The organism is Actinacidiphila paucisporea (assembly GCF_900142575.1).
Classification (GTDB): domain Bacteria; phylum Actinomycetota; class Actinomycetes; order Streptomycetales; family Streptomycetaceae; genus Actinacidiphila; species Actinacidiphila paucisporea.
In genome coordinates this window covers 237,230-263,268 of record NZ_FRBI01000003.1, presented here as the reverse complement: position 1 = coordinate 263,268, position 26,039 = coordinate 237,230, and the positions used below count along the sequence as shown (strand labels likewise).

At 72.4% G+C, this 26,039-nt stretch carries 21 protein-coding genes; 8 read left to right on the top strand and 13 right to left on the bottom strand.

Translation table 11 applies throughout. The features are described from left to right. Positions 1 to 80: 80 nt before the first annotated feature. The 3 genes from BUE44_RS07210 to BUE44_RS07195 form a co-directional block, all read right to left on the bottom strand. A complete protein-coding gene (locus BUE44_RS07210) occupies positions 81 to 503 on the bottom strand; it encodes a hypothetical protein (protein WP_073494996.1) in 423 nt (140 codons plus the stop codon). Next, complete coding sequence (locus BUE44_RS07205) at positions 490 to 993, bottom strand: SigE family RNA polymerase sigma factor (RefSeq protein WP_073494994.1); 504 nt, start codon at positions 991 to 993, stop codon at positions 490 to 492. Before BUE44_RS07205 ends, BUE44_RS07210 begins: the two co-directional genes overlap by 14 nt. Positions 994 to 1,799: 806 nt before the next feature. Further along, a complete protein-coding gene (locus BUE44_RS07195) occupies positions 1,800 to 2,435 on the bottom strand; it encodes a GNAT family N-acetyltransferase (RefSeq protein ID WP_073494990.1) in 636 nt (211 codons plus the stop codon). 223 nt (positions 2,436 to 2,658) lie between these two features. Between BUE44_RS07195 and BUE44_RS07190 the strand changes: the two genes are divergently transcribed. After that, entirely contained in the window at positions 2,659 to 4,380 is a 1,722-nt protein-coding gene (locus tag BUE44_RS07190; protein WP_235001950.1) for a ricin-type beta-trefoil lectin domain protein, read from the top strand. 129 nt (positions 4,381 to 4,509) lie between these two features. On the opposite strand, the gene BUE44_RS07185 is transcribed toward BUE44_RS07190, so the two are convergent. Next, positions 4,510 to 5,370, bottom strand: a complete 861-nt coding sequence (locus tag BUE44_RS07185; protein WP_073494986.1) for a haloalkane dehalogenase — start codon at positions 5,368 to 5,370, stop codon at positions 4,510 to 4,512. A 97-nt stretch (positions 5,371 to 5,467) separates the two neighbouring features. On the opposite strand from BUE44_RS07185, the gene BUE44_RS07180 reads away from it, so the two are divergent. The 3 genes from BUE44_RS07180 (at position 5,468) to BUE44_RS07170 (ending at position 10,528) form a co-directional block, all read left to right on the top strand. After that, positions 5,468 to 5,935 (top strand): MarR family winged helix-turn-helix transcriptional regulator, encoded by a 468-nt coding sequence (locus tag BUE44_RS07180; protein WP_073494984.1) that lies wholly within the window; start codon positions 5,468 to 5,470, stop codon positions 5,933 to 5,935. A gap of 77 nt (positions 5,936 to 6,012) precedes the next feature. Continuing rightward, a complete protein-coding gene (locus BUE44_RS07175; RefSeq protein WP_073494982.1) occupies positions 6,013 to 6,765 on the top strand; it encodes a hypothetical protein in 753 nt (250 codons plus the stop codon). Between the two features lie 193 nt (positions 6,766 to 6,958). Beyond that, positions 6,959 to 10,528, top strand: coding sequence for a choice-of-anchor D domain-containing protein (locus BUE44_RS07170; RefSeq protein ID WP_073494979.1), 3,570 nt, complete (start codon positions 6,959 to 6,961; stop codon positions 10,526 to 10,528). A gap of 102 nt (positions 10,529 to 10,630) precedes the next feature. Here the strand turns inward: BUE44_RS07170 and BUE44_RS07165 are convergent, their stop codons facing one another. Together BUE44_RS07165 and BUE44_RS07160 are read right to left on the bottom strand one after the other, a co-directional pair. Then, complete coding sequence (locus BUE44_RS07165; protein ID WP_073494977.1) at positions 10,631 to 11,410, bottom strand: oxidoreductase; 780 nt, start codon at positions 11,408 to 11,410, stop codon at positions 10,631 to 10,633. Between the two features lie 171 nt (positions 11,411 to 11,581). Then, a complete protein-coding gene (locus BUE44_RS07160; protein ID WP_079189545.1) occupies positions 11,582 to 14,668 on the bottom strand; it encodes a S53 family peptidase in 3,087 nt (1,028 codons plus the stop codon). A gap of 562 nt (positions 14,669 to 15,230) precedes the next feature. Between BUE44_RS07160 and BUE44_RS07155 the strand changes: the two genes are divergently transcribed. Together BUE44_RS07155 and BUE44_RS07150 are read left to right on the top strand one after the other, a co-directional pair. Beyond that, positions 15,231 to 15,800, top strand: a complete 570-nt coding sequence (locus tag BUE44_RS07155) for a TetR/AcrR family transcriptional regulator (RefSeq protein WP_073494973.1) — start codon at positions 15,231 to 15,233, stop codon at positions 15,798 to 15,800. Between the two features lie 194 nt (positions 15,801 to 15,994). Then, positions 15,995 to 16,825: an alpha/beta hydrolase gene (locus BUE44_RS07150; protein WP_079189569.1), complete on the top strand. Its 831-nt coding sequence runs from the start codon at positions 15,995 to 15,997 to the stop codon at positions 16,823 to 16,825. 70 nt (positions 16,826 to 16,895) lie between these two features. Here the strand turns inward: BUE44_RS07150 and BUE44_RS07145 are convergent, their stop codons facing one another. From BUE44_RS07145 to BUE44_RS07125, 5 genes are all read right to left on the bottom strand, one after another. After that, entirely contained in the window at positions 16,896 to 17,150 is a 255-nt protein-coding gene (locus tag BUE44_RS07145) for an SCO5918 family protein (protein ID WP_073494971.1), read from the bottom strand. A 33-nt stretch (positions 17,151 to 17,183) separates the two neighbouring features. Beyond that, positions 17,184 to 18,686, bottom strand: coding sequence for a DEAD/DEAH box helicase (locus BUE44_RS07140; RefSeq protein WP_073494969.1), 1,503 nt, complete (start codon positions 18,684 to 18,686; stop codon positions 17,184 to 17,186). A gap of 185 nt (positions 18,687 to 18,871) precedes the next feature. Then, on the bottom strand, positions 18,872 to 19,075 hold the full coding sequence (locus BUE44_RS07135; RefSeq protein WP_073494967.1) for a cold-shock protein: 204 nt from the start codon (positions 19,073 to 19,075) through the stop codon (positions 18,872 to 18,874). A 244-nt stretch (positions 19,076 to 19,319) separates the two neighbouring features. Continuing rightward, positions 19,320 to 19,673 carry a MerR family transcriptional regulator gene (locus BUE44_RS07130; protein WP_073495419.1) on the bottom strand — a complete coding sequence of 118 codons (354 nt, stop codon included), beginning with the start codon at positions 19,671 to 19,673 and terminating at the stop codon, positions 19,320 to 19,322. 72 nt (positions 19,674 to 19,745) lie between these two features. Then, positions 19,746 to 20,243 (bottom strand): MarR family winged helix-turn-helix transcriptional regulator, encoded by a 498-nt coding sequence (locus BUE44_RS07125; protein WP_073494965.1) that lies wholly within the window; start codon positions 20,241 to 20,243, stop codon positions 19,746 to 19,748. A gap of 65 nt (positions 20,244 to 20,308) precedes the next feature. On the opposite strand from BUE44_RS07125, the gene BUE44_RS07120 reads away from it, so the two are divergent. Beyond that, complete coding sequence (locus BUE44_RS07120) at positions 20,309 to 21,865, top strand: MFS transporter (RefSeq protein WP_235001949.1); 1,557 nt, start codon at positions 20,309 to 20,311, stop codon at positions 21,863 to 21,865. A 112-nt stretch (positions 21,866 to 21,977) separates the two neighbouring features. Here the strand turns inward: BUE44_RS07120 and BUE44_RS07115 are convergent, their stop codons facing one another. Then, positions 21,978 to 23,279, bottom strand: a complete 1,302-nt coding sequence (locus BUE44_RS07115; protein WP_079189543.1) for a L,D-transpeptidase — start codon at positions 23,277 to 23,279, stop codon at positions 21,978 to 21,980. A 479-nt stretch (positions 23,280 to 23,758) separates the two neighbouring features. On the opposite strand from BUE44_RS07115, the gene BUE44_RS07110 reads away from it, so the two are divergent. After that, entirely contained in the window at positions 23,759 to 25,612 is a 1,854-nt protein-coding gene (locus BUE44_RS07110) for a galactose-binding domain-containing protein (RefSeq protein WP_079189542.1), read from the top strand. Positions 25,613 to 25,706: 94 nt separating this feature from the next. Here BUE44_RS07110 and BUE44_RS07105 read toward each other — a convergent pair whose 3' ends face one another. Further along, complete coding sequence (locus tag BUE44_RS07105; protein WP_143172481.1) at positions 25,707 to 26,033, bottom strand: hypothetical protein; 327 nt, start codon at positions 26,031 to 26,033, stop codon at positions 25,707 to 25,709. Between the last annotated feature and the right edge of the window lie 6 nt (positions 26,034 to 26,039).

Genomic DNA, 26,039 nt, shown 5'->3' with positions numbered 1-26,039 from the left:
GGCGTATTCGGCTTGGTACCGCGGCTGCGGCTGCGACCAGCGGATACGGCCAGCGGAAACGCTACGGATACGGTTGCGGCTTACGGCGGCGAGGTCGTACCGCCGTCCGGTGGAAGGGTCGTCGTCGGGTGCCCGCCGAGCGTGGTCGGCAGGCCGTGCCCGGCGCCGGCGGGTGGTGAGGTCGGGATGCCGCGGCCGGCGGTGGGCGGGGTCGTGCGGACGGCGGACGGCGGGCTCGACGCGCCGGCGGTCGCGCTGGTGGCCGAGTGGGACGGCAGTACGGGTTGCCCGCCGGCCGGGAGCAGGACGGCGGTCAGGGCGGCGGCGCCGCCCCCGACGGCCACGCACACGGCGGCCGCGGTCAGCGCGAGGCGCACGCGCCGCCGCCGGTCGCCGCGCGCGGTGACCACGGCGAGCGGTGCGGGCGCGGCGGCGCGCTGCCCGGCCGCGGCGGCGTCCCTGAAGGCCGCCCGCAGCGGATCGCGGGACTCAGGCGTCGGCATCGGATCGCTCCTCACCCTGCAACTCGGGCAGCAGACGGGCGAGCGCGGCCCGCCCCCGCACCAGATGGGTCTTGACGGTGCTGCCGGACACGCCGGTCTCGGTCGCGATCTGCTCGACGGACAGGTCGCACACGTAGTGCAGCGCGACCGTCCTGCGCTGGTGCGGCGGCAGTTCGCGCAGCGCCGAGACCAGGGCGACGGAAGCGGGCCCCGGCCCTTCGAACGCGGCGGGGCCGCCGTGCCGCCGCCAGGCCTCGTCCGTACGCCGTCGACCGCGCCAGCGGCTCACCGCGAGCCGCCACGCGACCGTACGTATCCACGCCTCGGGATTCCCGTCCCCGCTGAGCTGCCGCCGCCGGCTCCACCCGCGGACGAACGCCTCCTGCACGACGTCCTGCGCCTCGTGCAGGTCCCCGAGCATCACGTACAGCTGCCCGGTGAGCCGGCCGACCGCGTGCGCGTAGAACTCCTCGAACTCCTCAGCGGTCACCCGCGCCCCCCGGTCCTTTCCTCGCCTCACCCCGCATACGCCCCAGCCCCCGCCGCCGGTCTACATGTCCCGGGAAAAACCCGTGTGACGCCGGTCACGGCTCACGGGCCCGGGTGCGCCGACAAGGTAACGCCCCCCGGCGGAACGGGAAAAACAGTGGAGCCGCGGTCGCCCGCGCCGCTACCGTGCTTGCGCCCGCGGCCACTCAGTCCCGCGGCCGCTCAGTCCCGCAACCACTCAGTCCCGCAGCCACTCCGTGAAGGACACGCCGTTGTACACCGTGTGAGATCCCCCGAGCGCTGATCCGTCGCGCGTCGCCCAGGTGCGCCGCGCTCCTTTCCGCTGCGGTCCTCTCACTGGAACCGGTGTCTGCCTGTGTCCGAAACCCGGGTGGCCATGCCCACCTGCCTGCCGATCCTTCAACTCCCCTGCTACGGGTGCGCCTTGGGGCGCCTCGGGGTGGACGGCCATGTCCCCGTCGACGCGCACCGCGAGCTCCTCGCGCTGTGCGCCGGCTGCGGGGACACCCTCACGATGAACGTGCGCCGCGTACGGCCCGAAGTCCTGGCGCCCGGCCGGGCGTTCGAGAGGCTCCACGACGCGGGCGGCCCGGGTCGCGCCGGGCGGCCGGCCTGGCAGTCGCCGTACGGTCCGCCGCCGCACCGGGCGCGCCGGGGCCGATGGGCGCCTGCGCCGGTCCCGGCGAGGCGCCGGCCCGCGCTGCGGCGCGGATACGTGTGCGGCCGGTGCGAGTGAAGCGCTGAGCCGTTCCGGCGCGGGGCCTGTCGGGTGGCGTCCGACAGGCCCTAACCCGGCACGTGCAGCGACTCCGCCCCGACCGGCCGGAAACCCGCGGCCTGGAAGGCCCTGACGCTGCGGGCGTTGCCCGCGGCCACCTGCGCCCAGACCGGCTCGGGCACCAGGTGCCGGGCGGCGGTGGCCAGCGCCCGCCCGAGGCCGCGCTGCCGCGCCTCCTCCTCGACCTCGACGGCCGCCTCCCACCGCCCGGCGACCCCCCGCCCGAGGACGAGCACCCCGCCGTCGGCGGCCCACACCCGCACGTCGTCGCGGCGCCCGAGGGCGCGCACGACCCGCGGATGCCCGCCGTCCTCGATCTCGCGCAGCGCGACGGGCGGCGGGCCGCTCAGCGGCGAGGCCACGCTCAGCAGGTCGATCGTGTCGGTCCGCCGCCCCGAGCGCTCCAGCAAGGCGGTCAAAAACCGCGGATTCATGGCGGCGGCCAGCGGGTCACATCCGACGGCGGCCAACTCCCGGCGCACCCACTCCGGGTCCTCGTCCGTGAAGACCACCGCATGCGCGGTGAAGGCCAGCACCCCGGCGTCCCGCACCCCGTCCTGGGCGACAACCGTCGTCCCTCCGTCGGCAGCCGGGAAAACCCCACCGGCGGCCGCCTCCACGATTCCCGCGAGCGCACTCCCCATACGCGGCATCGTAGGCCGCGCCGCAGGTGAACACGCCCGGCGTCTTGTCGAACACCGGACTGATCGACAAGCTGTGTACATGACATCTCCCCGGTGTCCGGCCCGCCCGGCGGGTTGACGTACGTCGGCACCATGCCTCCGGTGGCACCCCACCGGAGGCGGCGTAGCGAAGCCCCGCAATCGTGCATTTTCTCCGGAGGTCAGACCTATGCGCTGGAAGCGCTTGAATCGTGCAGCAGCACCGCGCGGCGGGTGGAGGAGAGCGCTCGTCCTCCTTCCCGCGGTCGCGGTCGCGGTGGCGGCCGGCGGCGTCACGACGCCGAACGCCGAGGCGGCGGTGCCGCCCACGCCGTCGGGTTTCACGCTCACCTGGAGCGACGACTTCAACGGTGCGTCCGGCACCGGCATCGACCAGGGGCTGTGGAAGTACGACACCGGGCCGGGCAGCACCTTCGGCACCGGTGAGATCGAGACCATGACCAGCAGCACGTCGAACGTGTACTACGACGGCCAGGGGCACTTGGTGCTCCAGGCCCAGCACTCCGGTTCCGACCCGCGCGCCGGATGGACCTCCGGGCGCGTGGAGACCCAGGCGGCGACCTTCGGCGCTCCGGCGGGCGGAGTCGTACGCATCGAGTCCGTCCTCCAGCAGCCCAACGTCAGCACCGCCAACGGCGCCGGCTACTGGCCGGCCTTCTGGATGCTCGGCGCGCCGCTGCGCGCCGGTGTGACCTGGCCGACGTCCGGCGAGATCGACATCATGGAGGACATCAACGGCCGCAGCTCCGACTTCAGCACCATCCACTGCGGTGTGAGCCCGGGCGGCCCGTGCAACGAGTCGACCGGCATCGGTTCGGGTGAGCGCGCCTGTTCCGGCTGCCAGACGGGCTTCCACGACTACGCGGCGGAGATCGACCGCTCGGTGTCGCCGGAGCAGATCCGGTTCTACCTCGACGGCAACAACTTCTTCACCGTCAACGCGGGCCAGGTGGACGCGACGACCTGGGCCAACGCGATCGACCACCCGTTCTTCATCATCTACGACCTGGCGATCGGCGGCGGCTTCCCTGACGCCTTCGGCGGCGGCCCGAACGCGGCCACGGTCTCCGGCGGCAAGCTGGTCGTCGACTCGGTCGCCGTCTACAACAAGGGGCCGGGCTCCGGGGGCGGCGGCGGGTCCGTGACCGGCCAGACGATCACCGGTCCCGGCGGCAAGTGCGTGGACGTGGCCGGTGACGACACCGGTGGCGACGGCGCCGCGGTCCAGCTGTGGGACTGCCAGCAGGCGGCCAGGGACCAGCACTGGACCTGGAGCGGCCAGACCCTGCAGACCCTCGGCAAGTGCCTGGACATCGCCGGCGGCAACAGCGCCGGGGGTACGAAGCTGCAGCTCGCCACGTGCAACAGCGGTGGCTACCAGTCCTGGGTGCGGCAGCCCGACGGCTCGCTGCGCAATCCGGCCAGCGGCCGGTGCGTCGACTCGCCGTCCGGCGCCACCGCGAACGGCACCCGGCTGCAGATCTGGGACTGCAACAGCTCCGGCGCGCAGAACTTCGCCATCGGCACCCCGATCTACGGTCCCGGCGGCAAGTGCGTGGACGTGGCGGGCGACGACACCGGCGGCGACGGCACCGCGATCCAGCTGTGGGACTGCCAGCAGGCGACCTCGCTCGACCAGAAGTGGACCTGGAGCGGCCAGACCCTGCGCACGCTGGGCAAGTGCCTGGACATCGCCGGAGGCGTCAACGCGGCCGGCACGCAGCTCCAGCTGGCCACCTGCAACGGCGGGGGATACCAGAACTGGGTGGTCGACGCCGACGGCTCGCTGTCCAACCCGACCACGGGCCGCTGCGTCGACTCGCCGTCGGGCGCCACGGCGAACGGCACCCGGCTGCAGATCTGGGACTGCAACGGCTCCGGCGCCCAGAAGTTCGCCCTGGCGTAGCAGCGAGGGGACTCCGGCCGCGGTCACGGCCGTGGACCTGCCCGCCCCGGACGGTCCCGGGCCGGGCAGATCCTGGCGGCGGGCCCGCGGCCGGTCCCTGCCGCGGGCCCCCTGCCGGGCGCGCCGGGCTCAGCGCAGCCCGTGCGCGTCCACCCACTCCGCGATCGCCTTCGCGATCTCGGCGGGGCTGTCCTCGGCGGCGTGGTGGCCGGCCGGGCCGCAGGGGACGGTGGTCAGTGCGGCGATGTTGTCGGCGCACCAGGCCGCGACGGGAGGAGTGATCGACAGGGTGGGGGAGCCGGTGAAGGTGAGCAGCAGCTTGGGGACCTGGGGGGAGGCGGCCAGCCACCTGTCGTAGGCCTCGATGCGCGGGATCAGCTCGGCGGGTTCGCCGTCGACGGGCATCTGGCGGGCCCAGGCGAGCAGCGGGCGGCGGCTCTCGACGGTGGGGTAGGGGGCCAGGTAGACGGCGAGTTCCGCGGCCGGGAGCGGGGTGCGGACGCCACCGGTGTAGGCGGCGCGGACCAGCGGGTTGTCGCCGCTGATCATCTCCTCGCCGCGGCCCGGGGTGCGCAGCATGCGGGTGCGTTCGAGGGCCTGCGGGGAGATGTCATCACTGGTCAGCGGCTTGATGATGGTCTCGAAGAAGGCGATGCCCGCGACCCGCTCGGGGTGCCGCGAGGCCCAGTCGAAGGCCAGGGCGCCGCCCCAGTCGTGGCCGACGAGGACGACCCGGTCCAGGTCGAGCGCGTCGAACCAGGCGTCGAGGTAGCGGGCGTGGTCGGCGAAGGAGTACGGGATGTCGGGCTTGCCCGAGCGGCCCATGCCGATCAGGTCGGGGGCCAAGGTGCGGCCGGCGCCGAGGCCAGGGGTGATCTCGCGCCACACGTAGGACGAGCCGGGGTTGCCGTGCAGCAGGACGACCGGCGTGCCGGCGCCGGGCGTCTCCTCGTAGTGGAGGGTCGAGTCGAGGACGTCGATGGTGGGCACGGAGGCCTCCGTAGAGTGTTAGTGGAGCTAACGTTCATCGCACTAACGAAAAAGTACATCGTTAGTGCCACTAACGCAACCGCACTAGAATTCCGCCATGACCGACTCCCCCCGCCCCACCCCCGACCGGCTGCGCACCCTCCCGAGCCGGCTGCTCGCACAGGCCGCCCAGCAGGGCGACCGCCTGGTCACCGGCGGTCTCGCGGCGGTCGGCGCCCGCCGGTGGCACTACGCGGTGCTCGCCGCCCTCCAGGAGTACGGGCCCGCCAGCCAGGCGGAGTTGAGCCGGCGGGCCGGGGTCTACCGCAGCGACATGGTCGCGGTGCTCAACGAACTCGCCGACGGCGGCCACGTCCGGCGCACCCCCGACCGGGACGACAAGCGGCGCAACGTCATCACCATCACCGAGCAGGGGCGCCGCAGGCTCGACCAGCTCGACGGCCTGATCGACGGCATCCAGGGCGAGTTGCTGGCCCCGCTCAGCCCGGCCGAGCGCGGCGAACTCGTCCGGCTGCTCACCGTCCTGGCCGCCCACTACGGCGACGCCATGCCGGACCGGATGTAGCCGGAAGGCGGGAGGCGGGTAGGACCGGAGATGGGCCGGACGCAGGACCGGGCGCAGGGCCGGACGCGAGGAGAGCCGTGATATCGGAGCCGGAACTGACCGGGGGTCCCGACGACGGCGGGGCCGAGGTGATCAGCGACGCCGACCGGCCGCCGCGGTGGGGCGGGGCGCGGGTGCGGCGGCCATGGGTGTGGGGGATCGGCGGGGTGCTGGTGGCGTCCGCGGTGTGGGCGGGCGGGCTGCGGGCGTGGGCGGTGCAGCACGACGGGCGGCCCGACCTGCACGGATACGTTCTCGGTGACAGCCCGTGCGCGGGCAGCACGCTGTCGCCGCTGACCTCGGCGCTGCACGCGACGGACACCGCTTCGGTGTCACCGGCCGCGGCCCGGCTCGGCCCGGCGATCGACCAGATCCGCTGCACCCTGTCGGCGGCCGTGCCGGGCGGCGGGGGCGGCACGGACCGCTTCGAGGTCTTCGTGACCATCGACCTGCACAAACGGACCGATCCGCGGGCGGAGTTCGAGGACCAGGCCCAGGTCGACGGCTCCGACCTGACGCCGGTGAAGTCCGTGCGAGCGGTCACCGGACTCGGCGACGAGGCGGTCGCGCAGACGCTGAGCAGGCAGAGCGAGGAGCTGAAAGTCCTGCACGGCGGCGCCGTGTTCACCCTCACGCTCACCGGTTACAGCACCGACTACGTCTCCGACGACACGCTCGGCGCGCTGCACGGCGGCCCCGACCACGTCGCCTCCGACGTCGGACGTTTCGAGCCGGCGCTGGTCGACGCGATGCGGAATGTGATGAAAGGGCAGCAGAAAAACCGGCGTTGACCGGTAGTGGATGAATTGCGGCGCTCGTCACGTCGCCGCCGAGGAGCGCAGAATCTTGCGCAAGAAAGTTACTTTCTCGCAATGATGAGCGTGGATATTGCGGACCCGTGTCCGCGACATTACGGTGCCCCTTGCGTTGACGCTCCACCCCCACCGGTACAGAACCGGCATTCTGTGTCTAAAGGAGCACCTGATGTTCCATATCCCCCACCACGCCCGAGGCCGCCTCAGACGAGCAGTCGCCGTCGTCGGCAGCACCGCACTCCTGACCACCGGCGGTGTGCTCGCCCTGAGCGCCGCCTCCCCCGCCTACGCGGCCGCCGGCGGCGGCAGCGGAGCGAGCCTGCCCTACGTCGAGGTGCAGGCCGAGAGTTCCGCCACCAACGGCAGCCAGATCGGCCCGAGTTGGGCTGCGGGCCAGCTCGCGGACGAGGCGTCGTACCGCAAGGCGGTGACCCTGTCGGGCAGCGGAAAGTACGTCACCTTCACCACCCCGGTGGCGACCAACTCGATCGACTTCCGCTACAGCATCCCCGACGGCTCGGGCGGCTCGGTCTACACCGCTCCGCTGTCGTTCTCCATCAACGGCGTCGCGCAGCCCGACTTCACCCTGACCGACGCCTACAGCTGGTACTACGGCAGCTACCCGTTCACCAACCAGCCGGGCAGCAACCCGCACCACTTCTACGACGAGGCCCACCGGCTGCTGCCGCAGACGTATCCGGCCGGCACCACCTTCACCCTGCAGACCAGCGGCGCCAGCGCCGCCACCACCCTCGACTTCGCCGACTTCGAGCAGGTCGGCGCGGCCCTCCCGCAGCCGTCGGGATCGGTGTCGGTCACCAGCAAGGGCGCCGACGCGACCGGCGGCGCGGACGCCACCGCGGCCTTCAACGCGGCCATCGCCGCGGCCGGTTCCGGCGGCACCGTGTGGATACCGCCGGGCACGTACAACATCCCCGGCCACATCATCGTCAACAACGTGACGGTGGCGGGCGCCGGCATGTGGTACTCGACGGTCAAGGGCGCGGCCCCCGGCTTCTACGGCAACTACCAGCCGAACCCGAGCAGCAACGTGCACCTGCAGAACTTCGCGATCTTCGGCGACGTGCAGGAGCGCAACGACAGCGCACAGGTCAACGGCATCGGCGGCGCGCTCAGCAATTCCACGGTCTCCAGCGTGTGGATCGACCACCTCAAGGTCGGCGCCTGGATGGACGGGCCGATGGACAAGCTGACCTTCACCGGGATGCGCATCCGCGACACCACCGCCGACGGCATCAACTTCCACGGCGGCGTGACCAACTCGACGGTCACCAACAGCGAGATCCGCAACACCGGTGACGACGGCATCGCGACCTGGGCGGACTCCTCGCTGGGCGCCGACGCCAACGACACGATCTCCAACAACACCGTCGAGACGCAGATCCTCGCCAACGGCATCGCGATCTACGGCGGTCACGACAACACCGTCAGCGGCAACCTGGTGATGGACACCGGCCTCGCGCAGGGCGGCGGCATCCACGTCGGCCAGCGCTTCACCTCCACGCCGGTCGGCACGACGAACATCACCAACAACACCATCATCCGGGCCGGCGGCCTCGACCCGAACTGGCAGTTCGGTGTCGGCGCGCTGTGGTTCGACGGCAGCCAGGGCTCGATCACCGGCCCGATCAACGTCAGCAACGCGCTGATCGAGCAGAGCCCCTACGAGGCCGTGCAGTGGGTCGAGGGCACCATCAGCGGGGTCAACCTCAGCAACGTGACCATCGCCGGCGCCGGCACCTTCGCGCTGCAGGAGCAGACCGGCGGCGCCGCGAAGCTGACCAACGTCACGGCGACCGGCATCGGCGCCTCCTCGCCGGTCTACAGCTGCGAGGGCGGCAACTTCGTCGTCACCGACGGCGGCGGCAACTCCGGCGTCACCGGCACGCCGGTGTGCGGCGGCTTCCCGGCCCCGGTCTTCCCGCCCTACCCGGCCAGCGGCGTCACGGCCACCCCGGGTGCGCTCAACTTCGGCTCGGTGGCGACCGGTTCGACCAGCCCCGCGCAGAACGTGACCGTCTCCAACCCGACCGGCTCGGCCGCCGCGGTCTCCGCGCTGTCCGCCTCCGGCGACTTCGCCCAGACCAACACCTGCGGCAGCTCGGTGCCGGCCAACGGCTCCTGCACCGTCGCCGTCACCTTCAAGCCGACCGCGGCCGGGGAGCGTACCGGCACCCTCACCGTCACCGCGGGCGGCAACACCTCCACCGTCACCCTGACCGGCACCGGCACCGCGCCGGGACCGGTGCTCAACGCCAACCCGGCGAACCTGTCCTTCGGCGGCACCGTCGTCGGCTCGACGGCCGCCCCGCAGACGGTGACCGTCACCAACTCCGGCACCACCGCCGCCACCGTCTCCGGTGTGACGGCGACCGGTGACTTCACGCAGACCAACAACTGCTCCTCGCTCGCGGTCGGCGCGTCCTGCGCGGTGACCGTCACCTTCAAGCCGACGGCCGGCGGCACGCGCAACGGCACGCTGACGCTGACCAGCAACGCCAACAACAGCCCGACCGCGGTCGCGCTGAGCGGCGCCGGCATCGACAGCAGCACCGACGTCGCGGCCGGCCACCCGGCCACCGCCAGCTCCACCAACGGCACCTTCGCGCCGGGCAACGTCACCGACGCGGACGCGTCCACGTACTGGGAGAGCGCCAACGGCGCCTTCCCGCAGTGGGTCCAGGTCGACCTCGGCCAGAACTACAGCGTCGGCAAGGTCACGTTGAAGCTGCCGCCGTCCACCGCGTGGGCGACTCGCACGCAGACGCTGTCCGTGCAGGGCTCCACCGACGGCAACTCCTTCAGCACCCTGTCGCCGTCCGCCCCGCAGACCTTCGACCCGAACGCCAACAACAACACGGTGACCGTCACCTTCACCGCGGCCACCGCCCGCTACGTGCGGATCAACGTCACGGCCAACTCCGGCTGGCAGGCGGCCCAGCTGTCCGCCCTCCAGGTCTTCCCGGCCGGCGGCGGCACCAACCCGTCGTCGGCGACCCTCGCGGTCACCCCGTCCTCGCTCACCTTCGCCGCCCAGGCGCCCGGCACCACCAGCGGCGCCCAGAACGTGACGGTGACCAACACCGGGACGGCGGCCGCCGCGATCAGCGGGGTCAGCACCTCCGGCGACTTCTCGCAGACCAACACCTGCGGCAGCTCGCTGGCCGTGAACGCCAGTTGCACGGTCGCGGTGAAGTTCGCCCCGACCGCGTCCGGCACCCGCACCGGCACGCTGACGATCACCAGCAACGCGTCCAACAACCCCACCACCGTCGCGCTGACCGGCACCGGCAGCGGCACGGTCAGCACCAACCTCGCGGCGGGCAGGCCCACCAGCGAGTCCAGCCACACCGACGTCTACCCGTCGTCCAACCTGACCGACGGCAACCAGGCCAGCTACTGGGAGAGCGCCAACAACGCCTTCCCGCAGTGGGCGCAGGTCGACCTCGGCTCCGCGCAGAGCGCCAGCAGGGTCGTCCTGCAGCTGCCGGCCGGCTGGGGTGCGCGCAACGAGGTGCTGTCGGTCACCGGCAGCACCGACGGCAGCACCTTCACCACCCTCAAGTCGTCCGCGTCCTACGCCTTCACCCCGGGCGCGAACAACACCGTCACGATCACCTTCACCGCGTCCACCCAGCGCTACGTCCGGGTGACGGTCACCTCCAACGACGGCTGGCCGGCGGCCCAGCTCTCCGAGGTGCAGGTGTGGAACACCTGACGCCGAACCGGTGAACGCCGGTGCCGCCGGGTGCATGGGCACCCGGCGGCACCGTGCCGTCCGCGCCACCGCGCCGCGGACCCCGGCCGCCGCCGGGCGCGGTCACCACGTCGGGACGAGACCGCCGTCGATCGTGAAGTCGCTGCCGGTGATGTTGCCCGCCCGGTCGCCGGCCAGGAAGAGCACCACGTCGGCGACCTCCGCCGGGCGGGTGAAGCGGCCGGTGGGCAGGCCGGCCGCCGTCTCCTCGACCACGCTCCTGGCCGTGCCGCCCGTCGAGGCCGACACGGTGTCGGCGACGCCCCCGCCGCCGAGCCACAGGTCGGTCTCCACCGGCCCGGGGCTGACCGTGTTCACCCGTACGCCCTTCGCCGCGACCTCCTTCGACAGGGCCTTGGAGAAGGCGACCAGCGCCGCCTTGCCCGCGCTGTAGTCGATCACCAGCGGGTCGGGCAGCGTGGCGTTGACCGACGCGACGGTCACCACCGAGCCGCGCCCGGCCTCCAGCATCAGCGGCAGCGCCGCCCGGGTGACCCGCACCGCGGCCAGCAGGTTCAGGTCGACCGTGCGCTGCCAGTCCGCGTCGGTGACCGACAGGAAACCGCCGGTGCGGACCGGGGCCGCGCCCACGTTGTTGACCAGCACGTCGATACGCCCGCCGGCCGCGTCCACCAGCCGCCCGGCGGCCGCCGGCTCCGCCAGATCCGCCCGCACCCACTCGACGCCGCCGCCCGCCACCAGCGCGTCCAGCTCCGCCGAGGTCCCCCTGGACCCCGCGACGACCCGCGCCCCCGCCCCGGCCAGCGCCGTCACGACGGCCAGCCCGATCCCCTTGCTCGCCCCGGTCACCACGGCGGTCCTGCCCTGCAGCTCGCCAGTCATCGTGCGTCTCCTCGGTAGGCGCTGTTGCCACGGATCCTAGGCTTGCCGCCCCGCGATTCCCCCGCACCGCCGCGGGCACGTCCTGCCGGCCCGCCGACGTGGGAAAGGGCCCCGCCCCCGCTCTTTCGAGCGGGGGCGGGGCCCTTCGGTGGATCGGGTGATCCGGGCCCGTCAGCTGGTGTAGTAGCCGAAGAGGTCCGCGATCACGTCGACGGAACCCGCGTTGACGTGGAAGTCGATCTTCCCGTTGACGACCGGGACGGTCACGAGGTTCGCCACGATCTGCCCCTTCGTCCAGTTGAGGTTGGACGACGTCGGGAGGGTCTTCCCGTCGGGCCACACGGTGAGGACACCGCCGCTGGTGCTGTCGGCGACGGTGACGTTCAGCACCACGGCCTTGGCGTTGGCGAGGACGTTGCCGTCGGCCAGGTTCAGCGAGAGGGAGCCGGTCGAGGTCAGCGGACCGACCTTCGGGGCGCCCACCCCGTAGCGGGTGTCGAGCACCCGGCTCGGGCCGGCGGCGTGGAAGGACGTGCCGCCGGTCGCGGTGGAGTAGTAGCCGAAGACGTCGGCCACGAAGTGCACCGTGCCGTTGCTGGCGTTGTACAGGTCGACCTTGCCGTTGGCGCCCAGCGGAAGGACCACGAGGTTCGGAGTGGTCTGCCCCTTCAGCCAGTTGATGTTCGACGAGGAGGGGCGGGTGGTACCGCTCGGGTACGCGATCAGGTGACCGGTGGCGGTCGGCGCGGTCGCGGTGACGTTCAGCACGACAGCCGTGGCACCGGTGGCCGGGACGCCGCCGGCGCCCGCGACGGTCAGCTCGACCGCCGAGTTGGCCGCGACCGGCTTCGTGGTGCCGACGCCGATCTTGGACCGGGTGTCCAGCACGCGGGCCGGGCCGACCGGGTTGTACGTGGCGCCGCCGGTCGCGGTGGAGTAGTAGCCGAAGACGTCGGCCACGAAGTGCACCGTGCCGCTGCTCGCGTTGTACAGGTTGACCTTGCCGTCCGCGCCCACCGGCACGATGACCAGGTTCGGGATCGTCTGCCCCTTCAACCAGTTGAGGTTGGAGGAGGTGGGACGGGTGGTGCCGCCCGGGTACGCGGTCAGGTGACCGGTCGCGGTCGGCGCCGTGGCGGTCACGTTCAGCACGACCGCGGTGACGCCGGACGCCGGGACGGTCCCGCCGACGCTGCCGGCGATCTGCAGCGACACAGCGGAGTTGGCGGCGACCGGCGTGGTGCCGGTGCGGCCGATCGCGTAGCGGGTGTCCAGGATGCGCGCCGGGTTCACCGAGGTGAAGGTGCCGGCCGGCTGCTGGGCGACGGACTTGCACAGCGTCGGGATGATGCTGCGGGCGTGCGGGGTGCCCCGACCGGTGGTCAGGTCGTAGCCCGCGGCGGCCGAGTAGTCGCCGGACGGGACTCCGGTGTACGACAGGTAGTTGCTGCCGCTGGTGATGTCGCGGAAGGCGGTCGCCGGCAGCTTGTAGAGGGCCGGGTTGACGAAGCCCACCGGGCCGTCGGCCTGGCAGGACAGGTCGAGGTCGGCCTGGGCGATGAGCGCCGCCCAGGTCGGGGAGGCACCGCTGGTGCCGCCGATGATGGTCCAGTACTGACCGCCGGTGTCGTCCTGCCCGTTGGCGAGCAGGTAGCCGGTGAGCGGGTCGGCCAGGGCCGACACGTCAGGGACCTGGCGGCACTTGCCGGTGGCGCCCGCGGCGCAGCCGTCGGCGTAACCGGGGCCGTTCACCCCGGCCTGGTAGCCGGTCGTGGCGTCGAGCGCGAAGTGCTGCGAGACACCGCCGCCGGTGGCGCCGTCGAGGCTGTTCCAGACGGCCGCGGCCGACTCGGAGCCGGTCATGCTCGTACCGCCGACGCCGAGGACGTACGGCTGGCTCGCCGGGTCGTCGGTGGCCACGGAGGTGCCGTGCGGGTCGTCGTTGACGCCGTCGCCGTCCACGTCGTACCAGCAGTCGGCGGAGCCGTTGTCACCGCTCGCGGCGGTGACGGTCTGGCCCTGGGCCGCCGCACGCTGGAAGATCGCGTTCTCGGCGTCCATGAAGGACGCCGGGGTGTCCGGCTCGCAGCCGCCCCAGCTGGTCGAGATGACCTGGGCGCGGTTGTCGGTGACCATCTTGTTGTAGACGTTCAGCACGTTCTGCCAGGTGGCGTTCTCGGCGTCCACACCCTGGTAGACCACGACGGACGCCTGCGGCACCAGGCCGATGACGTCCTCGATGTCCAGCGCCGACTCGACGCCGTACCCGAGGTCGGCGTCGGCCGCGTACTTCGGGCCGCCGTCCACCTTGACCGCGCTGACCGGCACCTTGGTGCCGTAGCAGGACTGGTAGGCCGCGATGTCCTTCGTGCTGTAGTTCTCCAGCTCGAAGATGCCGACGGTCACGCCGGTACCGACGTTCGGCTCGTTGGCCATGCCGTACGTGCTCGCCAGCTTGCCCGCGCTCCAGTAGTCGCGGGTGTCGGCGAGGCCGTACTGCGACAGCAGGCTGCTGATGCTGCTGCACAGCGCCGGCGTCTTGCCGGCCATGTGCGGCTGGGCCGTGCCGCCGGCGGTGGACTTCGGCGCGACGACCCGCTTGGTGGCGGCCGTGTAGTGCGGCTTCACCACGGAGAGCGTGCTCAGGCCGGTCACCGCGGTGATCGAGGAGGCGACATCGCCCTCGACGGCGGGCGCGGCGGTGTTGGACACCGCGGTGCGGCCGTCGGCCGTCCGGTAGCTCGTGAAGCCGGTGCGGAACGCCTTGGCCGCGGCGCCGACCGTGGTGTGCAGCGGGACGGTCATGCCGTCGGCCGCCAGGGCACCCGGGTGGAGACCCTGGGCCTGGAGCGCGCCGCGCACCTTCTGCACGGTGGCGGCGGCCGGCCCGAAGGTGGGGCCGAACTCACCGGTCTTGAGGTAGTGGTGGTACAGCGGCGAGCCGGGGGTCGACACGTCCGTGACGAACTTCGTCAGGGCCGCGGGGTCCCGGGGTGCCAGCACGACGCTCAGATCGAGCGCGGTGCTGTCCGCCGGAGTGCCGGTCCGCACGGCGCCGTGCGGCAGCGTCGGCGTCGCACCGAGGCGCTGCAGCGGCGCTGCGGGAGCGGTGTCGGCCATGGCGGCCGGGGCGGTCGCGGCGATCATGGCGACCGCCGTGGCGGCGACCACGCCGCCGAACAACGCGGTTCTGCGGCGGGATGGCGTGACGGCCCCCCGCGGCATCAGGGATGCCTCTTCGCGGGCAGATATGCCCATGCACAGTCTCCTTCGAATACACGTCAACAGGCCGAGCGGGCAAGGCGATACCTGGGTGGCACGCCGTACCGTCACGACGGACGGCGGCGAAGAAGCGGTCGGTTCCCCCCCTGGCTGCCATTCCGCTCCCCCAAGCGGGCGTCGGCGCCGGATGTTCGAGACCCCCCAGGCGGTATCACCGTGTGAGGGAGCGGCCGGCTCCCCCACATCCTGAAACTGCCAGCAGAGCTTTGTATCAGCTGTGGCGGGGGGATGTTGCGACCGGGTGTGCGATGTTTACCATCCCTTGGGATTCGGCTTGCGCCGTCCTGGCCGCGACACTCCGCACTCTGGCGGCCCGTCACCGGTGAAAGCCCAGGTCGGACAGGGTGTTGCCGGGCGACCCGGCACCGACGGCACCGGTGGGGGCGGAGAACGACGAAGAAGGCGAGGAGGCCGACGCCGCGGGCGACTCGCGGGGCGGTCCGCCGCGTGCGGAGGCTCCCTCGGTTATCGAGACGCTTTGTCGCCGTTGACTCATTACGTCATAGAACGGTCGTCGTGCAGCACCTACACTGCGGATGTGCCGAAACTGTGGAACGAGACGATCGAGGCGCACCGCACCGCGGTCAGGGACGCCACGATGGACACCACGGCAGCGCTGGTCGCCGAGCGCGGGCTCACCGGCGTGACGATGTCGCAGATCGCCGAGCGCACCGGCATCGGCAGGGCCACGCTCTACAAGTACTTCCCCGACGTCGAGTCCATCCTGGCCGCCTGGCACGAGCGCCAGGTCGGCGCGCACCTCGCGAAGCTCACCGCCGCCCCGGCCACCCCCGGCGACCCGGCGGGCCGCCTCGCCGCGGTCCTCGACGCGTACGCCCTGATCCAGTACGAGCACCCGGTGCACGCACTCGCGGCCGTGACGCACCGCGGCGGCCACGTCCCGCGGGCCGAGCAGCACCTCACCGACTTCCTCACCGCCCTGATCGCGGCGGCCGCCGCGACCGGTGACCTGCGCACCGACGTCCCCGCCGCCGAGCTGGCCCGCTTCTGCCTGGCCGCCACGGCCGGCGCCCGCGGCCTGCCGTCGAAGGCGGCGGTGCACCGCCTGGTGCGGGTGACGCTGTCGGGCCTGCGGCCCGCGCGCTGACGTGCCCGCCGGGGGGCTGCGAGCCGCGCGCTGACGTGCCTGTCGGGTTCTGCGGGCCGCGCGCTGACATGGTCCCCAGCGAGGCCGCGGGCCGCGCGCTGACGTGCCCGCAGCCCGCCTGGTGCGGGTGACGCCGGCGGGTCTGCGGCCCGCGCCCCGACGTGTCCGCCGGCGGGTCTGGGATGCTGATCCGCATGCTGCCGCCCGACTTCCTCACCCAGTTGCGCGACGGCGCCCGCGAGCGCCGCCGTGACCGCCCCAAGGGGCCGGAGATGGCCGCCGTCGAGGACCTCACCGGGCCCGGCGGGGTGCCGGTGCGCCGCTACCGGCCGGGCGGCGACGGGCTGCCGCTGCTGGTCTTCCTGCACGGCGGCGGCTTCGTCTTCTGCGACCTGGACACCCACGACCGCACCTGCCGCCGTATCGCCCGCGCCTGCGACGTCGACGTGCTGGCCGTCGACTACCGGCTCGCGCCCGAGCACCCGCACCCCGCCGCGCTGGACGACGCCGTCGCCGTACTGCGCCAGGCGCGGCCCGCCGCGGTCGCCGGGGACAGCGCGGGCGGCTTCCTCGCGGCCGCCGCCTGCCTCGCCCTGCGGGACACCGGCGGCCCGCTGCCCGCCCTCCAGGCGCTGATCTGCCCCAACACCGATCTGACCCTCACCCGGCCGTCGATCACCGAGAAGGGCACCGGATACGGCCTCGACGCCGACGAGCTCGCCTTCTTCGCCGCGTCCTACGTCCCCGACCCGGCCGCCCGCGCCGCCGCGAGCCCCCTGCACGCCCCCGACCTCACCGGCCTGCCGCCCGCCGTGGTCGTCACCGCCGAGCACGACGCCCTGCGCGACGAGGGCGACGCCTACGCCCGGCGCCTCGCCGCCGCCGGCGTCCCCGTACGCCACCGCCGCGAAGCCGGCCTGCCGCACGGCTTCATCCAGAACATGGATCTGACCTCCGCGGTGGCCGCCGCGGCACACGACCGCGTCTTCGCCGACCTGCGCGAGCTGATCCCCCGCGACCGGTGACCTTGCGGGGCCGCGAACGCGACAAGCCCCCACCGGCGGGCGGCCGGCGGGGGCGGGTGACGGGCAGCCGTCAGAGTGTCGGGGTCGTCGTCGGGGCCGGGTGACAGGTGAAGCCGAGACGGGTCAGGGCGCGGACGACCTCGGTGGTGGTGAAGTCACGGCGGTCCTGGCCGGTGATGATCGCGCCGACCTGCTTGATCGGGTACTGCTTGCGGCCGATCGTCACGGACGCCTCGGTGACGGGCTCCGGCTTGACCCCGCTCATGGACTTCTCGACCTCGTCCTTGATGAGGTCGAAAGAGAAGCGGGCGATGACGCAGCGCATGGTGCCTCCGCAGAGTTCGAGAGAGGGGGACGTTCAGGACCTACGGCGTGCGGGACGGCGCCCGGGGCGGGAGGAGCGGGCCGGCCGGGCGGACGTGGCCGACGCGGGTGCCGGGGTCGCGGGGACCGGGACGCCGGACGGGGCCTGCGCGCCGGTGATGCGCGTCAGCGCCGCCTCGCCCGAACGGACCTGCGTGACCTCCGGGGTGATGCCTGCGGCGGCCATCAGCCGGGCCATCTCACGGCGCTGGTGCGGCAGCACCAGGGTGACCACGCTGCCGGACTCGCCCGCGCGGGCCGTACGGCCGCCCCGGTGCAGGTAGTCCTTGTGGTCGCTGGGCGGATCGATGTTGACGACCAGGTCGAGGTCGTCGATGTGGATGCCGCGGGCCGCGACGTTCGTGGCCACCAGCGCGGTGACGTCGCCGGTCTTGAAGCGGGCCAGCGTGCGGGTGCGCTGCGGCTGGGACTTGCCGCCGTGCAGGGCCGCGGCCCGCACCCCGCTGTTGAGCAGGTGCGTGGTGAGCCGGTCCACCGCGTGCTTGGTGTCCAGGAAGAGCAGCACCCGCCCGTCGCGGGCGGCGATCTCCGTGGTGGTGGCGTACTTGTCGGCGTCGTGCACGTGCAGCACGTGGTGCGCCATCGTGGTGACCGCGCCGGCCGCCGGGTCGACGGAGTGCACGACCGGGTCGTGCAGGTAGCGCTTGACCAGCAGGTCGACATTGCGGTCCAGGGTCGCCGAGAACAGCATCCGCTGCCCCTGCGGGCGTACCTGGTCCAGCAGCTTGGTGACCTGCGGCATGAAGCCCATGTCGGCCATCTGGTCGGCCTCGTCGAGCACGGTGATGCCGACCTCGTCCAGCCGGCAGTCGCCGCGTTCGATCAGGTCGGCGAGCCGGCCGGGCGTGGCGATCACGATGTCGGCGCCGCGCCGCAGCGCCGTCGTCTGCCGGCCGATGGACATGCCGCCGACCACGGTGGTGAGCCGCAGCTGCAGCGTGCGCGCGTACGGGGTGAGGGCGTCGGTGACCTGCTGGGCCAGTTCCCTGGTCGGGACCAGGACCAGGCCGAGCGGGCGGCGCGGCTCGGCCTTGCGGCCGACCTCGGCGGTGCGGACCAGCAGCGCGAGCCCAAAGGCCAGCGTCTTGCCGGAACCGGTGCGTCCCCGGCCGAGCACGTCGCGCCCGGCGAGGGTGTTGGGCAGGGTGGCCGCCTGGATCGGGAAGGGCTCCGTCACGCCCTGGGCGGTGAGGACCTTCAGTACCGGGAGGGGTATCCGCAGCTCGGCGAAGGCCGCGACCGCGGGCAGCGCCGGGGTGAGGGTGACCGGCATGGCGAATTCGCCCTGCCGGGTGGCGCCGCCGCCGGGACGGGAGCCGGAGCGCTGCGGGCTACCGCCGCCGGTGCGGCCGTAGCCGCCGCCGCGGGCGCCACCCGAGCCGGAGCCCGCGCCGCCGGAGCCGCGCGTACCGCCTGCTCCGCGCGCTCCGCGCGAGGTCCTGGAATATCGATCGGTGTCACGAGCCTGACGATTCATGCAAGCCTTTCCTCGATGCGGCGCGTATCGAGGAATTCCCGGGGTGCGGCGGTCCGAGTCCGTACGCGTACGAATGCCTGTACGAGTGCGGGCCGCGGCGCCGGGGAATTGCAGGAACGGGCCGGAAACACGAACCCGGGTCCGCACCCGAAGGTGCGGACCCGGATGTGCTGATGCGGGGTACGTCAGGCGGGAACGATGTTCTCGGCCTGCGGGCCCTTCTGGCCCTGGGTGACGTCGAAGGTCACCTTCTGGCCTTCCTGCAGCTCACGAAAGCCGGAGGCAGCGATGTTGGAGTAGTGGGCGAAGACGTCGGCGCCGCCGCCGTCCTGCTCGATGAAGCCGAAGCCCTTTTCCGCGTTGAACCACTTCACGGTGCCAGTAGCCATATTTCTTAATTCTCCTTGGGGCAATACCGCCGGGCCCGCACTGCGCAAACCCGGTGTCGCCGAGATGATTACCCCGTCCGGAGAACTGCACCGGAATCAAGCCTTTGGGAACCACGACTGCAACTGCTTCCACCGTAGCACGGCGCAACCGGGCAGGCGCGGGATGTCATTTCGCTGAGCCCGCCGTGCCATAAACCCTCCGCGGGGGTTCCGACAATTTCTGCCGTGGCGGGCACAGAAATACTCAGGCGCCGCTGTCGGGGCGGCGCTCGCCGGCCGGCTGCCGGCCGCGCATCTCCTCGTTGAGCCGCCTGGCCTCCTCCAGCTGGTCCTCCAGGATCACGATCCGGCACGCGGCCTCGATCGGCGTACCGGAGTCGACCAGCTCGCGCGCCCTGGCGGCGATGCGCAGCTGGTAGCGCGAGTAGCGGCGGTGGCCGCCCTCGGATCGCAGCGGGGTGATCAGCCGGGCCTCACCGATGGCCCGCAGGAAACTGGGGGTGGCGCCGATCATCTCTGCGGCGCGGCCCATCGTGTACGCCGGGTAGTCGTCGTCGTTCAGCCGGTCGGCGGCCCGCGGCGGGGGTTCAGGGGGCACGTACACCTCTTGGGGGATGCGCCGGGCTTGGCCCGGCCGCACAAGGAATCCTACCGGGCCTGCGGCAGCATTTCACGCCCGCGCGAGCCCCGCGCCCGGCGCCACGCCGGTCCCCGTCACACCCGGATGGACGGTGTCGCTCAGCCCGGCGTCCGCGCAGACGCGCTGCAGCAGGCTCACGAAGGCCGCCGCCTCGTCCACGTCGAGACCGCCGAGCAGTCTGGCCTCGAAGCGGTCGAGCAGCACGTCGGCCTCGGCGTGCAGCTGCCGGCCGGCCGGCAGCAGGTGCAGCGCGTGCGCGCGGCGGTCGGTGGGGTGCCGCCGGCGCTCGACCAGGCCGCGCTCCTCCAGCTCGTCGACCAGGTCGACCATCACGTTGCGGTGGATGTTCAGCGGTCCGCACAGCTGGTGCTGGGTGAGGCCGTCCTGCCCGCTGAGCAGGCTGAGCATGCCGAAGTGGCGCGGGTGGATGCCCAGCGGTGCCAGCAGGGCGGTGACCTGCTGCTGGACGTGGACGTCGAGCTGGGTGAGCAGGCACGCGGGGTGCCCGATGAGCGGCTGCGTCTTCACATGACCAGCATAGCCGCCATGAATATCACCTTGAGTGATAGTCACCTCATGTGCATACTGGCCGGGTGACTCATGGCACTCAGGGCACCCCTGACACCGTCCCGTCGACCGCGACCTCCCCGTCACCAGGCATCCCTCCCACCGCGACCTCCCCGTCATCCGGCAGCGACACCGCGCCGCCCCCCGACCCGCGCCGCCGGCTCGCCTTCGCCGTCGTCCTGGTGGCCGGCTTCATGGACCTGGTCGACTCCACCGTCGTCAACGTCACCGCGCCGAGCGTCCAGCAGGACCTGCACGCCCGCTACGTGCAGATCGAGTGGATCGTCGCGGCCTACGTCCTGTCCTTCGCCGCCCTGCTGATCCTCAGCGGCCAGCTGGGCGACATATACGGGCGCAAACGCGTCTTCACCGTCGGCATGGCGGGGTTCACGCTCACCTCGCTGTGCTGCGGGCTGTCGACCGGCCCCGGCATGCTCATCGCCGCCCGGCTCGCCCAGGGCGCCTTCGCGGGGCTGATGGTGACCCAGATCCTCGCCATCCTCCGGGTGACCTTCCCACCGGCGGAACGCGCGAAGGCCGTCGGCGTCTTCGGCGCGGTGACCGGCTCCTCGGCCGTCCTCGGGCTGGCGCTGGGGGGCGTGATCGTGCAGTGGGACCTGTTCGGCCTGCACTGGCGGCCGATCTTCCTGGTCAACGTCCCCGTCGGCGTCGCGGCCCTGATCGCCGGCGGGATCGTCATCCGCGAATCGCGTGCCCCCCGCGTGCCGGAACTCGACGTGCCCGGCATGCTGCTCGCGCTCACCGCGGTCACGCTGCTGGTCTACCCGCTGACCGAGGGGCGCTCGCTCGGCTGGCCCGCGTGGACGCTGGCGATGATGGCCGGGGCCGCGGTGCTGCTCGCCGTCTTCGTCGGCTACGAGCGGCGCCGGTTCGCCCGCGTCGGCTCGGCGCTGGTCGACTTCGCCGTCTTCCGCTCCCGCGCCTTCTCCGTCGGCATGGGCATGTGGTGGCTGTTCTGGACCGTCTCGGGCGGCTTCTTCTTCACCTGGACGCTGTTCCTGCAGCAGGGCCTCGGCTGGACGCCGCTGCACGCGGGCCTGGCCGCCGCCACCTTCGCCGTCGGCGTCGGGACAGGCGCCGGCAATGCGCCCGCCAAGCTGGTGCCGCGCCTGGGCCGTACGGTCCTGGTGCTCGGCGCGCTCGTCAACGCGGCCGGCTTCCTCGCCTTCGGCTGGCTGGTGTGGCACTACGGCACCGGCCTCGCCACCTGGCAGATCGCCGCCGTGCAGGTGGTGGCGGGGGCGGGCTTCGGCATGGTCATCGCGCCCACCCTCGACCTGCTGCTCGGCCAGGTCGGCAGCGGCGACGCGGGCGCGGCCTCGGGCATGCTCAACACCGTGCAGCAGCTCGGCATCACCTTCGGCGTGGCGCTGTCCGGCGTCCTCTTCTTCGGCCGCCTGCACGGCGGCACGGACGGCACGGGAGGCACCGGCGACTTCCCGGCCGCCTTCAGCCTGGTCCTGCTGGTGGCCGGCGGCATCCTGCTCGTCGTGGGACTCGGCTTCCTGGCACTGCCGGGCCGCCGCAAGGAGCAGGCGTACGTGTACGGCCCGCGTCCGTAGCCGGACAGGCGGCAGGCCCCGACCGCGGTGCGAGCGGTCGGGGCCTGCCGGGCTCCTGGGTGCTGCGTCCTGTGCGCCGGGGTCTCAGGCGTCGTGCGTCACCGGGGGCGGATCAGTGCTCGACCCACTGCGACCACGCCATGTTCCACCCGTTGATGCCGTTGTCCGGCGAGATCACCTTGTCCGGGGAGTTGACGACCTGGACCACGTCGCCGATCAGCGAGTGGTTGTAGAACCAGGCGGCCGGGGTGCTCGGGTCGCCGCCGCCCTTGACGTCGTGCAGGCCGACGCAGCCGTGGCTGGCGTTCACGTGGCCGAAGGTGGACAACGGGCGCCAGTAGTTGCCGTGCGTGTAGGTGCCGGAGTCCGACAGCCGCATGCCGTGCGGGACGTCCTTGATGTGGTAGGCGTTGCCGAGCCCCACGGACTGGGAGTCCATGTCCACCACCGGCTCCTTGCTCTCGATCACCATCTTGCCGTTGTAGGTGGTGTGCTCGGCGTCACCGAGCGTGGCAGGGAAGGTCTTGAAGAGCTTGCCGTCGCGGTAGATCTTCAGCGTCTTCGACGTGTTGTCGGCGACGGACGTCTGCGAGCGGCCGATGGTGAACGACACGTCCTTGTACTGCGCCCCATAGGAGGTCTTGGACGTCTTCACGCCGTCGAGCTTGAGGTGCAGCGTGACCTTGGTGCCGGGTGCCCAGTACTGCTCGGGGCGGAAGTCGATGCGCTGGGAGCCGAACCAGTGGCCCTCGACCGGGACGCTGGGAGTGGTGGTGACGGAGATCGCGTGGCGGACGTCGGCCTGGTGGGTGACCGCCTTGCCGAAGCGGATCGAGACCTCCATGCCCACGCCGTACGTCGCGCCCTGCTCGACGTTGAAGATGCCGTAGTTGGCGGCGGAGGCCGCCGGCTTCAGGGTGGTGAAGGTCGACTGCCGGCTGGCGGCCTTGCCCGCGCTGTCCGTGGCGGTCGCGGCGACGCTGTACTGCGTGCCGGTCCGCAGGTTGCCCTTCGGCGTCCAGCTGAGGCCGTCGGCGGATATCGCGCCGTCGACCGCGGTGCCGTCCTTCGCGGTCACGGCGACCTTGGTCAGCTTGCCCTTGGCTGCCGAGACCTGGAGCGCGCCCGTGGTGTCCACACCGGTGGCACCGTCACCGGGCAGCACCGTGACGGTTGCCTGCGAGCCGTCGGGCGTGGCGGCGCCCTTCGACGACCCGGCCTTCCCGTCCTGCTGCGAGCCGGCGTTCGCGTCCGCGTTCCCCCCGCAGGCCGCGGCGCCGAGCAGTACGGCGCCCAGCGCGAGCGCCATCAGCCCCCGCCTGCCCCGCCGGCCCCGCACGCTCCAGGTCCCCCGGCCGCCGGGGGCGGCCCCCTCCACCCTGGCGGCGGTGTCGGCCGCCGTCTGCTCCGTCATCACTCGTGTCTCCCCATTTCCGCAAAGGTCGCACTCTAGGAGACCGCATCCCGGGTCCGCGGTTGCGGCTGTTGCATGACTGATACGCCATATTCCCCGGCGCGTTTCAGCCGGGGTGCCGTTTTGGCCGCCTTTACGGTCCTGGTCGGAGGCCCGCCGGGGGTCGGCGGGGGGTGCGGCGGGTTCGCGGTGGCGGGTGCGGGAGGTCGGCGGTGGCGGTGCGGCCCGGGGCCGGCGGCGGGTGCGGCGGGGTCGTGGCGGCGGGTGCCCGCCCGGTCCGGCGGGGGTGCCGTCCCGGGCGGATTCCTACCTCGTGGACGTTTCGGGAAGCGGGTTTGTTCCGTAAACGTTGCCGGTTCTCTTGACACCGCGGAGGGCGGGGGAAGACTCTCCTGAGAGCGCTCTCACCTCCCCCCAACCGGTGTCGCGGCAAGGCCAGTTGCGGTACCGACCCCCCACAGGAGAAGGAGTACGACCGCATGTCGATCAGAGGCAAGCGATTGCGCCGCCGTGCGCCGCTCAAGCGGTTCGCGATCGGGCTGCTGGCCGCCACGGCTGTGGCGGCCGTCACACTGGCCGGCTCCGGCCAGGCGTCGGCGAACGGCTCGGCGTCCTCCCGGGCCGCGGCCCAGCCGGCCGCCGCCGTACAGCAGGCCGCCCAGCCCGCCGCCGTACAGCCGGCAGCCGTCCCCGCCGCACCGGCCGGCTTCACCACCACCTGGAGCGATGACTTCAACGGTGCCGCCAACACCGGTCTGGACACCGGCTCCTGGCGTTACGACGCCGGCGCCGGCTGGACCTTCGGCACCGGCGAGATCGAGACGATGACCAACAGCACGGCCAACGTCTACCAGGACGGCAGCGGCCACCTGGTGCTCAAGGCCCTGCACACCGGCACCGACCCGGCCGCCAACTGGACGTCGGGCCGTGTGGAGACGCAGGCCGACGGCTTCGGCGCGCAGCCGGGCGGCGTCGTCCGCATGCAGGCGTCGATCCAGCAGCCCAACGTGACCACCGCCAACGGCGCCGGCTACTGGCCGGCGTTCTGGATGCTCGGCTCGCCCCTGCGGGTCGGCGTGCCGTGGCCCGGGTCCGGCGAGGTCGACATCCTGGAGGACATCAACGGCCGCAGCTCCGTCTTCGGCACCCTGCACTGCGGTGTCGGCTCCGGCGGCCCCTGCAACGAGACCAGCGGCGTCGGCAGCGGCGAGCGCGCCTGCTCCGGCTGCCAGACCGGTTACCACACCTATGCGGTGGAGGTCGACCGCTCGACCTCGCCCGAGCAGATCCGCTGGTACCTGGACGGCGCCAACTACTTCACGCTCAACTCCAACCAGGTGGACGCGGCGGCCTGGGCCAACGCGGTCGACCACAGCTTCTACATCATCTTCGACCTGGCGATCGGCGGCGGCTTCCCCGCGGCCTTCGGCGGCGGTCCCAACGCGGCCACCGTCTCCGGCGGCCAGATGAACATCGACTACGTGGCCGTCTACAACAAGACGCCCGACCACGGCACCAACATCGCCAAGGGCAAGCCGACCACGTCCTCGTCCAACGAGAGCGCGACCTTCCCGGCCTCCAACGCCACCGACGGCGACATCACCACCCGCTGGTCGAGCGGCTTCTCCGACCCGCAGTGGCTCCAGGTCGACCTCGGCCAGAACTACAACCTCAACCACGCGACCCTGACCTGGGAGGCGGCGGCAGCGTCCGCCTACCAGTTGCAGACGTCCACCGACGGGACCAACTGGACCACCGTCTACACCAACAACAACAGCCCGGCCGACATCCAGGACACCAACCTGTCGACGACCGCCCGCTACGTCAGGGTCTACGCCACCGCGAGATCCTCGCAGTACGGCGACTCGCTGTACGAGATCGCCCTCTTCGGCAGCCCGTCGTCCGGCGGCACCACGGGCGGCGGCACGGGCGGCACCGGCGGCACGCCGACCCTGCTCTCGCAGGGGAAGACGGCCACCGCCTCGTCCTCGGAGAACGGCAGCTTCACCGCCCCCATGGCGGTGGACGGCAACACCGGCACCCGCTGGTCGAGCACCTTCTCCGACCCGCAGTGGCTCCAGGTCGACCTCGGCGCCAGCCACACCATCAGCCAGGTCGTCCTCAACTGGGAGACGGCCGCGGCCAAGTCCTTCCAGATCCAGACCTCGGCCGACGGCGCCAACTGGACCACCGTCTACAGCACCACGACCGGCACCGGCGGCGTCCAGACCGTCCCGGTCACCGGCACCGGCCGCTACGTCCGGGTGAACGGCACCGCCCGCACCACGCAGTACGGCTACTCGCTCTGGGAGTTCCAGGTCTTCGGCACCTGACCTCCCCGGCTGCCCGCGGTACGCCCGCCGCTCCGACGCGGCGGGCGTACGTGGGCCAGATCCCGCCGGTCAGACGGGACTTCGCGGACACGCCCTAGCGTGCCGGGGTCCTGCGCCGCCTGAGCAGCACCACGTTGCCGACCGCCGCGGCGGTCAGCACCAGGACGTTCAGCGTCCCGCTGCCGGCCGTCAGCCACCCGGCGTCGCTGCCGTCGGCGACCGTACGGGACGCGAACAGCCCGCCGACGCCGGACAGCAGCGCGTAGCCGCCGTAGATCGCCACCACCGCGGCGATGCCGCACGGCAGCGCCAGCACGATCGCGGCCAGGTAGTAGTGCCCGTCCGCGCGCACCGACCCGAGCAGCGCGAGCACGGCGACCGCGCCCACGTACACACCCTCGGCCGACCCTCGCCACCCCATGACCAC